Below are 13,725 nucleotides of genomic sequence, written 5' to 3'. Positions count from 1 at the left end.
GTTTAATTCCTCAATTCAATAAATAATTCACTTTTAAAATCAGCTTGTTGAACCGAAACCAATTGTTTACTAGCTAATTCCAAAATAGCCATGAAATCCGTCACGATTTCTTCAATATTATCATGTAACTTCAACAACGCTTTAAAAGTCGTCTTTCGAACTGACTGTAATTCACTCATAATATTTTTCGTTGCATCCTCGATTGACAAGGTTTCATTTTCAATCGTTTCTGTTTCCGGTATCCGATTCTTCTTTTCCCTTAACAATTCAGCATAAGTTGAAGCTAAATCATCCAAAACGACTGATCCGGGTTCGAGAAATTGTTCCAATTGCTTGGTAGGTAAACTTACTTCCTTATCAAATTGTTGTTTTCTAACTTGTTCTTTTTCTTCAAAGTAGGCCGCAACGCGCTTATAAGTTTGGTATGTCAACAATTGTGAAACCAATTCATCACGTGGATCATCTGCCTCGAACTCATCATCAATTTCGTCTGGAGCTTGTGGTAACAGCATTTTACTCTTAATTGACATTAACGTCGAAGCCATCACTAAATAGTCACCCGCAATATCCAACTCTAAAACTTTCATACTGTTCAAGTAGTCAATGTATTGCTGAGTAATTTGAGCGATAGGAATATCGTAAATATCTACTTTTGATTCTTTGATCAAATGCAACAACAAATCGATTGGACCTTCAAAATCTGTTAAGACTAAATTTAATTTTTGCATTAATCTGTTTCTTCCATATCTTTTTCAAGTTTCTCTTTATTTTTACGCCACAGAGCCAGCTCAGAATTCAAATTAAAGTTAGCTAAAATAACCCGCTTAGGAAACTTTTGTTGAATGTCATCAAAAATCTTAAAAATATTGCTCTGAGAACGATATGACGGATTGAGAGAAATATATTCAATAAAGACTGTTTGATCAGAAAATGACAAGGCGACGATTCCTGAAAAATCATCTAAATTACTTTTCCAAAGATATAATTGTCGATTGTCATCTTCTGAATACAGCTCTAATTCTTGTTCCATATTATCCAAATCTTTGAGATCGTTAATATACGACAGAAATCCCATCGCAATTTTTTTATTCTCGTCGCTATACTTATTAAGCATTGACTCTCCTCCTAAGCACGTGGAAATGATTCGTTATACACTTGTTTCATGTGTGTTTTGTTAACGTGCGTATAAATTTGGGTTGTCGAAATATCCGAGTGTCCTAATAACTCTTGAACAACTCGCAAATCGGCGCCATTCTCTAATAAATTAGTTGCAAATGAATGCCGCAAAGTATGAGGTGTTACATCCTTTTTAATCCCCACTTGGGCAATGTACTTCTTGATCATTCGCCAAATAGATTGTCGTGTCAGTTTTTTACCACGAAAGTTCAAGAAGACCTCTTTTTGAGCACCATATTTACCTACTAGTTCAGCTCGTGTTTCCACAAAATACTTCTTAAGCCAAGTAATAGCAGTATCACCAATTGGCAACAAACGCTCTTTATCACCCTTACCAAGTGTTTTAATCAATCCTAAGTCTAAATGCAAGTCATCCATACTCAAGTTGACCAATTCACTAACACGCAAGCCTGTCGCATACATTACTTCAAAAATCGTCCGATCTCTAACACCTAAAGGTGTTGAAACATCAGGTGATTCAATCAATGAATTGACTTCATCCATTGACAAGACAACTGGTAAATGTGTCCCCTTCTTAGGTGCATCCAGTTCATTCATCGGATTAACTGAAATCTTATCAACAATCTCCATCCATTGATAAAACTTCCGGAGCGAAGAAAACATCCGCATTTGGGATGTTTTTGACTTAGCTTGTTTATCCTGTTCAGCAAAAAATTGTGTCACCACAAAGTGATCCTCAGGATAAAATTTCATTTGTTTCTTTTCTAAAAAGCTACTGAATTCTAATAAATCAGTTTGATAAGAAATAATCGTATTTTTCGACAATCCCCGATCAAGCCGTAAATAACGGGCGTAATCAGCAATCGTATCAATCATAACTTGATTCTTGATGGATAATTTATCACTCATAAATTATCACCTCTATTTGAGATACGTGTAGCCATCTTTTTGCTCGATCTTGCGTTGTTTCATCAAGTTACCGAGTGCACGTTTAAAGCTACCCTTACTAATACCAAAGTATTCCATAATATCATCGGGATCGCTCTTGTCAGTATAAGGCATTTTCTTATCACGTGAGTGTTCCAAAACGGCAACAATCATTTGAGCATCTGGTGTAATTTCTTCATAGGCACGAGGTTTCATTGATAAATTCAAACGTCTGTGGCTTGAGCCAATGACACGAGCCTTAACATGTTGGCCAATGTGCAATGGTTGACCTTGTTCAGTCTTATGGATAAAGGCCATATAATAACTTTCAGTCATCACAAAAGCACCAGATTCTCTGATAGCAATCACAGTTCCCTCTTCATCCTTATTAAGCAAAGTTTTCATTTCACGTTCAGGACTACGAGCAATTTGCGTATATAGTTCAATGTCAGCTAATTTACCCCAGAGACGGCCCTTGTGGTCAATATCCAACTTAACCATTAATTTATCGCCTTTTTTAGGCCATTCATTGTGTTCCAAAGGTAAGTCATCTAGTGAAACAACAAAATCCTTATCTTCCAAACCAACATTTACGAAAGCACCCAAGTCAGTTCTGACATCAGTTACTTCAGCAAAATCCCAAACACCTTGTGTCACAAAAGGCATGACAGTAGTCATTTTATTTTTATGAGCCTGATTTTCATAAACAAAACCAGCAACTTCATCGCCTAGTTCGGGAACTTCAGTTAATTCATTAATATCCAAAGCAAAAGTGTATCCTTCGATTTGAACAAATGCTTCATCTTTATTAAGGTCAGTTACTGTCCCTGATAGTACTTGACCATACATTTCTGTTATATCCATTTTTCACCATAATCTTTTATATTTAACGCATGTCACTAATTCAACATCACCCTTTAGACACTCACGGGAACCGACCTTTGTTAACTAAAGGAATTTTGGGGTTCTTAAGATGGTAGATTTAATTAATATTACGCGTTATTTAATCAGTATCTATCTTACCGTACTTCGACGTTACATAACACTTTTTTCGTCGTTAATTCTAAATAAATTATCAACAATTTTTCAATAACATTTATAAAAATTGGCTTTTTTTAAAATGCAAGATTGAATTTAAGTGCCAATAGTGAAATAATTTTCAATGTGGTAAGCGTTTTCAAATATATTATTTATTGAGAGAAGGATTTTATATGAAAATTACAGCTGCTGTTGTTGATAAAGTAAATGATCCATTTGTTATTAAGGATGATGTCGAATTAGCTGATATGACTGATGACGGACTACAAGTTAAGGTCGTCGCATCAGGTATTTGCCACTATGACGAAGCCTTACGTAAAGGTGACGCCGCCTTCAGTTTCCCCGTTGTGCTTGGACACGAGGGTTCAGGAATTGTCGAAAAAGTCGGTAAAAACGTCAAGAACTTTCAACCTGGCGACCATATCATTATGTCATTTTATTCATGTGGCGAATGTGATAATTGTCTCAAAGGTAAACCAACCCAATGTCGTAAATATGCGGCATCGAATCTCTCTGGAACTCGCCCAGATGGCTCTGACCACTTCACTGAAGATGGTCACCATGTCAGTGATATGTTCAATCAATCATCATTTACAACTCACACCGTGATTGATAAACGTAACGCCGTCAAAGTTCCAAAGAACCTCGATTTAAGAAAACTGGGACCTCTTGGCTGTGGCTATGTTACTGGTAGTGGAACTGTCTTCAATACCTTACAACCAAAACCAGGTGATACAATTGCCGTCTTTGGTACTGGTGCCGTTGGTTTAGCCGCAATGATGGCCGGTAAAATTTCTGGTTGTGTCAATGTCATTGCTGTTGATATCGTGGACTCACGTTTGGAATTAGCTAAAAAGATGGGTGCAACCGATATCGTTAATAGTAAGAATGAAGATCCTGTTGCTGCCATTAAGAAAATCACCGGTGGTCTAGGTGTTGACTGGGCCGTTGATACAACTGGTGTTGCAACTGTAATGACCGATTCTATTGCTGCCTTAACTCAAGGTGGTACTACCGCAACAATCGCCGTTACTCCACACAATATTGAAATTAGCACATGGAATGACCTTTGTGTCGATGATAAGAAGATTGTCGGTGTTAACATGGGTGATTCAATTCCTCAAGTCGACATTCCTCGTCTCATCAAGTTTTACCAAATGGGTGTCTTCCCCTTCGACCTAACAGAAAAAATGTATGATTTTGATCAAATTAATGAAGCTGACGCCGATTCTGTTAGTGGAAAGACAATCAAACCTATTTTGGTAATTGACAAAGATTATCAGCCTGAAGCTTAACTTTTAAGAATTTTGAACATAATTAGATTCTAAATATTAGAGAGTGGAACAAAATAGGTTCATTCGAGCATTAAGGCAAATAGTTCCAGTAATCCGATTTTGGATTGCTGGAGCTATTTGTTTTAAGCGGAAAAGGCTATGTTTTGTTCCACGTTTATGCAGCACGTTTAAAAATAATAATAGTTTTGTCCCAGACTATTTCTGATATCCTATTTTTCAACCTTTTGTTCATATTATTAGGTTTTCGAAAAGATCTGTGGTTAAATACTCTCAAGTCAATATTGACTGGTTACTTAATTCATACCATATGGAGGAATTTTTCATGAAAAGCATGAAGAATTTAACAGTTGCACTGTTAGCCTTATCACTACCACTAACTACCCTACCTTTGACAAGCAGTACCACTGCTCTGGCTGCCACAAACTCACAAAAAGCCGAAAAGCATACATATACAGGCAATGGCTCTGTCAAAAAAATGACCAAAACCGCATATCATTCTAAGGATTCAAAAGGAAACATTTATTCAGCTTTATTTATGGCTGATAAACCAACCGTTGAATTAACTAAAAAGACAACTTTAAATCAGTATCGGACGACTTGGTATGCTACTAAAAAAATGTCAGTTCGTGTTGATAAGCACCATTCACGAACATACTATTACGTAACATCCAGTGATAAAAAGGTTTCTGGTTGGACTTGGAGTGGTTACTTAACTAAAGGAATCTTCAAATCAGCTGATTAATTGAAACAATATAATTAAAATGCTCCAGCAAAATACTTCATGATTGTTAGAAATAAATCTAATAGTTATGAAGTATTTTTTTGGTTTTTTCATCATCTTATTTTATAATTTGTTACTGGTTTTGTTTTTGTATTATATGTTTTCGTAAAACATATAGTTTTACACTAATATCGTATTCATTAAGGTTACATAACCTTTCTTCTCCGAAGTAAATAAAAAACGTTCAACTTTTTACAATTGAACGTTTGTATTATTCTAAATTTTTAATTTCATCAGATTGAGCATCATTTTGTAATTTCTTCAGTAAAACCGCTGCAATCTCATTAACCTGCTTATCACCATCGCGTTGTGATAGTCGATAACCCACAAAATATGGTGAAACAACGTATCTGGCGGTTAATTTACAAATAATTTTCCGGCCATCACGATAAAAGAAGATATTGTAGGAATCAAACTTCCCACCATAAAAATCATCTAAAATATACTTCACAGTTACGCGTGCAAACTCAGCTAAATCAGCCAAATACTGTGGATTATTAATGACAATATTAAATTCAACAAATCCCATAACCGGCTTATCAGAAATATTGACGTTGATATGTTTATTCTCAAATACCTTTGTTCCTGTAAAATTCTCTGGTTCAACATGCTTGTAACCATCCACCTTGTCTAAACCGATAATTTGAAAATGTGGATGACGCAATGATCCACCAGACATTGGACCGAAGTTTTTATACATTAAAACACTAGTATATTTTTGTGATTGAATCATTTGATTCCAACATTGATAAATATATTCAAACACTTCCCGATTTTTTTCGACCGAGTAATTAGAGATATCACCATAGTGATCATGTGATTCAATGACAATCGTCTGATTAGTGTCTTTCAACGTCTTAAACTTGTTCTCTAACCAAATCATATCACCGTTTTGATCAATGACATTGGTTAGATGTTCCGTGTCACAGAACGGACAATAATCAGCTTTCTTCTTTTGTTGAACGTCACGTGGTTTACCTTTAGCTTGCTCAATTTCAAAAACAAGTACATCTTTATTTGACAATAATTTCACCTCAAAAGTTAATTAAATTTTTGCGAATTAAATTTATCTCTTTATCACATATTCTATCTTTAATAGCTTAACATCAACAATTTAATATTAAAAACAATCCGAATTTTTAAGAGCACAAAAAAACTGAAAGAAAATCGTCATTTTCTCTCAGTTTTATTATGTTTAAAGCATTTTAAATTTAATTGTTAAAAATTAAAGTGAACGTGAAGCACCTTTGTAAACAACACCACGTCTTGAATCAACAGTAACAGTGTCACCATCGTTAACAAGGTTTGTAGCATTCTTAGCACCAACAACTACAGGTAGACCCATAGCGATACCAACAACAGCAGCGTGTGAAGTTAAACCACCGTTTTCAACAACAACGGCACTAGCTTTTTCAAGAGCTGGTAAGTAATCTTTGTCAGTCATTTCTGTAACAAGGATGTCGCCTTCGTTGATCTTCTTGTTAGCTTCTTCAGCACTGTGAGCAACTACAACGTTACCAACAACTGATTCTTCACCAACACCTTGGCCTTTAACCAATGTTGAACCGATCAATTGAACCTTCATCAAGTTAGTTGTACCACTTTCACCGACAGGAACACCGGCAACAACAAGGATTAAATCGCCTTCCTTAGCAAAGCCAAGTTCTTGAGCTTTCTTAGCAGCAAGGTCGAACATTTCATCAGTGTTTTCTGGCTTGTCAACGATAACTGGATCAACACCCCAGTTAACTGTCAAACCACGTTGTGTAGTTTCGTCAAATGTAAGAGCCAAAATATCAGCACTTGGACGGTACTTAGAAATCATACGAGCTGTGTAACCACTCTTAGTTGCAGTAACAATTGTGTGAATGTTTAGTTCTTCAGCAGTTCTAACAACTGATTCACCGATTGATTCTGTAACGTTTGAACCCTTGTAGTCTTCGAATCTTTGGATTGCAAGTGAGTTAGCTTTGTCTAATTGTTGTTCTGTACGTTCGTTGATACGAGCCATAGCAGCAACAGCTTCAACAGGGTAATCACCGTTAGCACTTTCACCTGAAAGCATTGTAGCATCTGTACCATCAAGAACAGAGTTAGCAACATCAGTAACTTCGGCACGTGTAGGACGTGGGTTTTCTTGCATTGAATCAAGCATTTGTGTAGCTGTGATAACTGGCTTGCCAAGTGCGTTACACTTGCGGATCAAGCTCTTTTGTACGAATGGTACGTTTTCAAATGGAATTTCAACACCCATGTCACCACGAGCAATCATCAAACCATCTGATACTTGAAGGATAGAATCGATATTGTCGATACCTTCTTGTGATTCAATCTTAGGGAAGATTTGTACGTATTCACAGTGTTTTTCTTCAAGGATTGCACGAATATCTAAGACATCTTGAGCTTTACGAACGAATGAAGCTGAGATGAAGTTGATACCTTCTTCAAGACCGAAACGAATATCATCAGAATCTTTTTCTGTGATACCTGGTAGACGAACTTCAACACCAGGAGCATTGATACTCTTTCTTGAGCCGATCATACCATCGTTTTGAACAACTGTAACTAATTCACGGTTCTTGTCATCTTTTTCAGTAATCTTCAAGTCAACAAGACCATCATCGATTAATACGTGACCACCAACGTGTGTATCATCGTATAGACCAGGATAAGTAGCAGCAATCTTTTCTGGTGTACCAGTCAATGAATCATCCATTGAGATACGGATTGTTTGGCCAATCTTAGCTTCGAACTTGCCGCCTTCTTGAACGGTTGTACGAATTTCAGCACCCTTAGTATCTAGAACGATACCAACAGTCTTACCAGTAATCTTTTCAGCTTCGTGTACCATTTCCATACGAGCTTTGTGTTCTGGATGATCACCATGTGAGAAGTTGAAACGGAAGATGTTAGCTCCGGCTTCAATTAGTTTAACGATTGTGTCAACATCGTTACTGGCAGGTCCAAGTGTACTTACAATTTTAGTTCTTTTCATCGAGAATCCCCTTTTCTTGTCTTAATTTCCAAGTTCATTGTAACAAATAAAAACTTTCTATGCTTTAAAATTATCTATTTAAAGATTCATTTAAATCATAGAGTGATAAATCAGGTTTGTGCTTGCTGTCAAATAAATCAAGAATATCATGAGAAGTAAGCTTGTTGTTTTCGATACCAACAGCCAAACCACCTTTTCCATCAAGCAATAGGTCTACCGCATAGGCACCCATCTTACTTGCTAGAACACGATCTTGAACAGTTGGTGAACCACCACGTTGGATATGACCCAATACAGTAGCACGTGAATCGAAATCACCATACTTATCTAATTCTTTCTTGAAATCTCCAGCATGCATAACACCTTCGGCCAAAACAATGATCATGTTCTTGTTACCTTGTTCACGACCAACTTTAACTTCTTCAGCAATTTCCTTGATGTCAAAGTCATGTTCTGGAACGATGATCTTTTGAGCACCACCAGCAACACCAGCCCAAAGAGCTACGTCACCAGCGCCTCTACCCATTACTTCAACAATAAATGTTCTTCCATGGGAGCTAGCAGTATCATGCAACTTATCAATGGCATCAACAGCAGTAGATACGGCTGTATCAAAACCAATTGTAAAGTCTGTGAATGGAATATCGTTATCAATTGTTCCTGGTAGTCCGATTGCATTGTAACCATGTTCAGTTAAACGCAATGCACCATGGTAAGAACCATCTCCACCAATAACAACCAATGCATCAATTCCAAATTTCTTCAATTGCTCAATACCCTTTAATTGACCTTCTACGTTAGCAAATTCAGGATATCTTGCAGAATACAAGAAAGTACCACCACGTTGAATACGGTCGGACACGTCGTCACTTGTTAGTGGGAAAATATCACCCGCAACAAGTCCAGCATATCCATAATTGATACCAAACACTTCGAGGCCATTGTCAATAGCTCGACGTGTGACTGCTCTGATAGCAGCGTTCATACCAGGGGCATCTCCACCACTGGTTAAAATACCAATACGCTTCATTTGTTCACACTCCAAAATTATTTGTTTCTAAAACAAAACCTAATCAAATATAACATTTTTACTGATTAGTTTGTAGAGCTGAAAACGTTTTAAGATAAATTAATCACTTTTTTTTAGCAAAACACTTCTTTTACCCAAAAGTTTTTCCAGTTCCTGTTGCACATTACTATTAAAATCTATCCAATGGTTCGATTTCAAGAGTAATGCTTGTTTCTTTTGTTCACGGTAAACGATCACAGGCATTTTACCACGTGAACTCTCAATAATACGATACAATTGCTCCATATTTTCAGGAGTATCCAAACTCTTTGAAACTCGTAAATACAATTTTTCACTTGGTAATTGGACCGTATATTGCTTAGGGTCAGACAATCGATCCGCAATCAGTTCCAAATCTCCACGTTGACCAACATTTGGATGACCAACAAATAGAAAGATTTTGCCATCAAGTTCCATTTCTTCAATCTTTTGGAACAATTTAGGAAAAATAGTCACTGAGATACTCCCGGATTCATCTTCAATCGTCATAAAACTCATCCGTTGACCCTTTTTAGTTCGAATAACACGTAGATTCTTAACCAAGCCAAGGACGTTAACCGTTTGATTTTGATAATTATTTAAATCTGCAATCTTAACAGTCCGCATATCCAATAAACGACTACGATATTTCTCAACTGGATGGCCTGATACATAAACACCCAAGTAAGTCTTCTCTTGATTCAAACGTTCGGTCAAAGTAAAATCGTCAACTTGATGCTTTTTGGGATCTAAGACGTCAAATAATGATAAATTACTCCCAGCCAACTGAATACTTTCAATCAAATCACGGAAATCATACAAAAGTTCTTTACGATTACGATTAAAAGAATCAAATGTGCCCGACAAGATCATGGGCTCTAAATAATCAGTTTTTACGAAACGACGATCGATACGTTGCAAAAAGTTTAACGCACTTGTGTATTCGCCATTTTTTTGCCGTTCTTCGATAATATTACTGGCTAAATCTCGACGCATCCCTTTAATACTTAATAGACCAAAACGAATAGACTTATCATGATCAACGAAATCATATTCACTTTGATTAATATCAACGTTGAGGATTTTCACCCTGGAATCCTTAGCATCTTGAATATAGGTCGTAACCTTACTTTCATTATTCAAATTTGAATTCAACAAACAGGCAAAGAAAATATCAGGAAAATGAGCCTTAATATAGGCTAACCAAAAGGCAATCATCGAATATGCGACTGAATGTGACTTATTGAAACCATAATTACCAAATTTTTCGATATATTGATAAACTTTTTTAGCTGAATCACGATCATGTCCTTGTGAAATAGCACCATTAATAAATTTTTGACGATTTTCTTCTATCAATTGTTCATTTTTCTTACTGATAGCTCGACGTAAAATATCGGCATCAGCTAGTGAAAAATTAGCCATTTCTGACGAAGCCTGCATTACTTGTTCTTGATAGACAATAATTCCATACGTTGGCTTCAAGATTTTTTCCAAGGATTTGTCAGGATAATCAACAGGCTCTTGCCCATGTTTTCTAGCAATAAACGTCGAAATATTTTGCATTGGACCGGGTCGATACAACGCATTTGTGGCGACAATGTCATCAAAACTTGTCGGAACTAACCTTCTTAAAACGCTCCGAATTCCATCTGATTCAAATTGGAAAACTCCATCAGTTGCACCTCGTTGGAACAGTTTCAATGTTGCTAAATCGTTCAATGGTATTTTCTCAGGAACAAATTCTTTCCCATAACGCCGTGAAATAGCTTGAATGGCTTTGTCCAAAATTGTTAGATTCTTTAATCCTAGAAAATCCATCTTCAACAAACCAACATTTTCAACGTTGTACTTCGTTTGCTGAGTCAGATTGATGCCATCATCTTCCAACTGGACGGCAACGATATCAGTCATGTTCTTTTTACTGAGTACGATTCCGGCCGCATGGGTCGAATAATGTCTCGGAATACCCTCAATTCTCTGAGCAACTTTAAAAATAAGCTGGTTTTCACGAGAATTATCAACTAATCCCCGCAGAGTACTCGACTCGTCAAAGGATTCTTTTAAGCTGATATTGAGCTTACGTGGAATTGCATTGGACCACTGCGAAATTTGAAATTGTGTTTGACTAAATGTTCGAGCAATATCACGTAAGGCCATCTTAGCTGCCAATGTTCCAAAAGTAATAATTTGGGCCATATGGTCCGAACCATACTTGTCATGCATATACATAACCATCTCATCACGACGGTCATCTGGCAGATCCAAATCAATATCTGGCATATTAGCTCGCTGAGGATTCAAAAATCTTTCAAAAAGCAAATCATATTTAATTGGATCAACTTGTGTGATTCCTAAACAATAAGATACCAAGGACCCTGCAGCTGAACCACGTCCAGGACCAGTTTTAATCCCAATTTCATGCGCATGCTTGATAACGTCCCAAACAATCAAGAAGTAGTCAGAGAAGCCCATTTTTTCAATGACACCTAATTCATAATCCAAACGTTCTTGATAATCTTTTGAAATTTGATTGGACAAACGTTTTCTGAGGCCCTTAGTGGCTAAATCGTGCAAAAATTGAATGGAACTAGTGCCATCGGGTGTCACAAATTGAGGCAGTTCAGTTTCCTTAAATTCAATATCCACATTACATTGATCAGCAATAGCATTCGTATTATCAATTGCTGTAATCATATCAACTTCCGCAAAATCATTAGCAAAACTAGTTGCTGTTCGTAAATAATGATCACCATTTTCAACAACTTGATCTAAACTTTCAAAACGCTCTCCAGTTCGCAAATTATTGACCACTTGATATGCCAAATGATCATCTTGATTGACATAACGAACATCACCAAGTGCAACTAATGGCAATTGCTGTGAACGTGCAACTGTCCGAATGTTTTTAACATTATCAATCTGGCCGGCATATAAGCTGACACCTAAATAAAATGAATCTGTATCCGTTAACTCTTGTAGTTGTTTCACATAAGCTGATACATCAACACTAAGAATTTCGGCATCACTAGCAGGCGTGATCACATATAAATCTGCTAAATACGTAGCTAACTCCGTAATTTCTACTGGATCTTTACTCGACATAACTTTAGATGAAATTTTTATTAAATGCTGATAACCACGATCATTTTTGGCGAGTAATAATAATGGATATTTATTTTCAGAATCAATAACGCCAGCAATTTCAATTGTTAAACCAATAATTGGTTTAATACCAATCTTTTTGGCATATTTATAAAAATCAATTGAGCCGTAAAGATTGTTGATATCTGTTAGAGCAATCGCTGCATAACCCCGAGCTTTAGCTTGATCGATCAACTCGGTCAATTTAGCGGGACTATGCAATAAACTGAAACTACTCATCACTTGTAGTTGTGCTTGCAATTTGTCGCCCCCTTTGTTTAAAATTATATCAAAATCAAGTGAAAGTTTATTGGGTAAAATTCCCTTTTGTGCTAAACTACTTGAGAAAGTGAGATGGAATAAATGAGATATATTGCTGTTATTTTCTGGTCTATCATGCTGGGACAAGTTGCCGGTTTTATCGGTGGTGCTTTGAACCAACAAAAGTTTAATTCAACGTACTCAATTATTATAAGTATAGTATTTGCTATCATTTTCAGTGTAATTCCATTGATTCTTGATAGTTCTGTTAAGGATACTAAGACCGAAAAGAACGCTTAATTAAGTTTAAGCGTTTTTTTATTTGCCGTTTCCGGACATGAGAGTATTCACCTGCTATGCGGACCGCTTCGAGCCAAGGTCTCGAAGCTCGGTTTGAAGCCTTGCAAAGTACGCAAGTCTCCAAACACGCCCGATGGTGTAAGAACGGCAAAAACAGCCGTCCTAACGCCATTATCACAGCTGGTGAATACTCTCGTGTCCTCCAACTAATTATTTTTCAATAGTTTGATTTAAATTCAATAATGGGAGTGTTCAATAATGAAAATAAATTCACTCGACCACTTAGTCCTAACCGTAGCCAACATTGAAGTAACCTGTCAATTTTACCGTGATATCTTAGGTATGCAAATTATCAGTTTCAATGGTGGGCGTAAAGCTTTAAGATTTGGTGATCAAAAAATCAATCTACATCAAAAGGGTCATGAATATGAACCCAAAGCCAAATTCCCTACTCCAGGGTCAGCGGATCTCTGTTTAATATCAGCTACGCCATTAGAAGAAGTCATTGCTGAATTAAAGTCAGCTGATATTACTATCGAACAAGGACCAATCGCAAAACACGGAGCACTTGGAGACATAAAATCAGTATATGTTCGTGATCCCGATTTCAACCTAATTGAAATTTCTAATTATAAAATCTAGAATCTTTATGATTACATTATAACTAATATAAATAATGCTTTGTGTTATTCAAATACGTACACAATTAAAAACAACTTAGCCATCGGGGGGGGTGGTAGACTGCCAGCAGTGATAGTGGTGTTAGAACAGTGATTTTCTGTTCTTACTCCACGGACGT

Annotated in this window: 12 protein-coding genes; 4 read left to right on the top strand and 8 right to left on the bottom strand. The window is 36.6% G+C overall.

Translation table 11 applies throughout. From position 1 onward, the window contains the following. Nucleotides 1-2: 2 nt before the first annotated feature. From FD31_RS01245 to FD31_RS01230, 4 genes are read right to left on the bottom strand one after another with little or no spacing between them, the layout of a single operon-like run. Nucleotides 3-728 (bottom strand): segregation and condensation protein A, encoded by a 726-nt coding sequence (locus FD31_RS01245; protein WP_057890952.1) that lies wholly within the window; start codon nt 726-728, stop codon nt 3-5. Next, nucleotides 728-1,114: a hypothetical protein gene (locus tag FD31_RS01240; protein WP_057890951.1), complete on the bottom strand. Its 387-nt coding sequence runs from the start codon at nt 1,112-1,114 to the stop codon at nt 728-730. The genes FD31_RS01245 and FD31_RS01240 overlap by 1 nt, the downstream gene beginning before the upstream one ends. A gap of 11 nt (nt 1,115-1,125) precedes the next feature. Continuing rightward, nucleotides 1,126-2,046, bottom strand: a complete 921-nt coding sequence (gene xerD, locus FD31_RS01235) for a site-specific tyrosine recombinase XerD (RefSeq protein WP_186811219.1) — start codon at nt 2,044-2,046, stop codon at nt 1,126-1,128. Between the two features lie 12 nt (nt 2,047-2,058). Next, nucleotides 2,059-2,928: a CvfB family protein gene (locus tag FD31_RS01230; protein WP_057890950.1), complete on the bottom strand. Its 870-nt coding sequence runs from the start codon at nt 2,926-2,928 to the stop codon at nt 2,059-2,061. A gap of 347 nt (nt 2,929-3,275) precedes the next feature. Here FD31_RS01230 and FD31_RS01225 point away from each other — a divergent pair, with 347 nt between their 5' ends. Then, the gene (locus tag FD31_RS01225) at nt 3,276-4,397 is read left to right on the top strand and encodes an NAD(P)-dependent alcohol dehydrogenase (protein WP_057890949.1); all 1,122 of its coding nucleotides are present in this window, start codon (nt 3,276-3,278) and stop codon (nt 4,395-4,397) included. Between the two features lie 322 nt (nt 4,398-4,719). Further along, nucleotides 4,720-5,139 (top strand): hypothetical protein, encoded by a 420-nt coding sequence (locus tag FD31_RS01220; RefSeq protein ID WP_057890948.1) that lies wholly within the window; start codon nt 4,720-4,722, stop codon nt 5,137-5,139. 250 nt (nt 5,140-5,389) lie between these two features. On the opposite strand, the gene FD31_RS01215 is transcribed toward FD31_RS01220, so the two are convergent. The 4 genes from FD31_RS01215 to dnaE all read right to left on the bottom strand — a co-directional run bounded on the left by FD31_RS01215 (nt 5,390) and on the right by dnaE (nt 12,626). Continuing rightward, nucleotides 5,390-6,202, bottom strand: coding sequence for a DUF4931 domain-containing protein (locus tag FD31_RS01215; RefSeq protein ID WP_057890947.1), 813 nt, complete (start codon nt 6,200-6,202; stop codon nt 5,390-5,392). 201 nt (nt 6,203-6,403) lie between these two features. Then, a complete protein-coding gene (pyk, locus tag FD31_RS01210) occupies nt 6,404-8,173 on the bottom strand; it encodes a pyruvate kinase (RefSeq protein ID WP_057890946.1) in 1,770 nt (589 codons plus the stop codon). A 70-nt stretch (nt 8,174-8,243) separates the two neighbouring features. After that, nucleotides 8,244-9,203, bottom strand: coding sequence for a 6-phosphofructokinase (pfkA, locus tag FD31_RS01205; protein ID WP_057890945.1), 960 nt, complete (start codon nt 9,201-9,203; stop codon nt 8,244-8,246). A gap of 99 nt (nt 9,204-9,302) precedes the next feature. After that, the gene (dnaE, locus tag FD31_RS01200; RefSeq protein ID WP_057890944.1) at nt 9,303-12,626 is read right to left on the bottom strand and encodes a DNA polymerase III subunit alpha; all 3,324 of its coding nucleotides are present in this window, start codon (nt 12,624-12,626) and stop codon (nt 9,303-9,305) included. Nucleotides 12,627-12,728: 102 nt separating this feature from the next. Between dnaE and FD31_RS01195 the strand changes: the two genes are divergently transcribed. Together FD31_RS01195 and FD31_RS01190 are read left to right on the top strand one after the other, a co-directional pair. Next, nucleotides 12,729-12,926, top strand: coding sequence for a YjzD family protein (locus tag FD31_RS01195; RefSeq protein WP_057890943.1), 198 nt, complete (start codon nt 12,729-12,731; stop codon nt 12,924-12,926). 258 nt (nt 12,927-13,184) lie between these two features. After that, nucleotides 13,185-13,568 carry a VOC family protein gene (locus FD31_RS01190; RefSeq protein ID WP_057890942.1) on the top strand — a complete coding sequence of 128 codons (384 nt, stop codon included), beginning with the start codon at nt 13,185-13,187 and terminating at the stop codon, nt 13,566-13,568. Nucleotides 13,569-13,725 lie beyond the last annotated feature (157 nt).

This window comes from Companilactobacillus nantensis DSM 16982, assembly GCF_001435815.1.
GTDB classification, from domain to species: domain Bacteria; phylum Bacillota; class Bacilli; order Lactobacillales; family Lactobacillaceae; genus Companilactobacillus; species Companilactobacillus nantensis.
Note: the sequence above shows the minus strand (reverse complement) of the source record. Positions and strands in the feature narration are given on the sequence as shown.

Coding starts and splice junctions, on each gene's coding strand:
- FD31_RS01190 (WP_057890942.1), top strand. CDS start 13,185: ATGAAAATAAATTCACTCGACCACTTAGTCCTAACCGTAGCCAACATT.
- FD31_RS01195 (WP_057890943.1), top strand. CDS start 12,729: ATGAGATATATTGCTGTTATTTTCTGGTCTATCATGCTGGGACAAGTT.
- FD31_RS01225 (WP_057890949.1), top strand. CDS start 3,276: ATGAAAATTACAGCTGCTGTTGTTGATAAAGTAAATGATCCATTTGTT.
- FD31_RS01220 (WP_057890948.1), top strand. CDS start 4,720: ATGAAAAGCATGAAGAATTTAACAGTTGCACTGTTAGCCTTATCACTA.
- FD31_RS01245 (WP_057890952.1), bottom strand. CDS start 728: ATGCAAAAATTAAATTTAGTCTTAACAGATTTTGAAGGTCCAATCGAT.
- pyk (WP_057890946.1), bottom strand. CDS start 8,173: ATGAAAAGAACTAAAATTGTAAGTACACTTGGACCTGCCAGTAACGAT.
- pfkA (WP_057890945.1), bottom strand. CDS start 9,203: ATGAAGCGTATTGGTATTTTAACCAGTGGTGGAGATGCCCCTGGTATG.
- xerD (WP_186811219.1), bottom strand. CDS start 2,046: ATGAGTGATAAATTATCCATCAAGAATCAAGTTATGATTGATACGATT.
- FD31_RS01230 (WP_057890950.1), bottom strand. CDS start 2,928: ATGGATATAACAGAAATGTATGGTCAAGTACTATCAGGGACAGTAACT.
- FD31_RS01240 (WP_057890951.1), bottom strand. CDS start 1,114: ATGCTTAATAAGTATAGCGACGAGAATAAAAAAATTGCGATGGGATTT.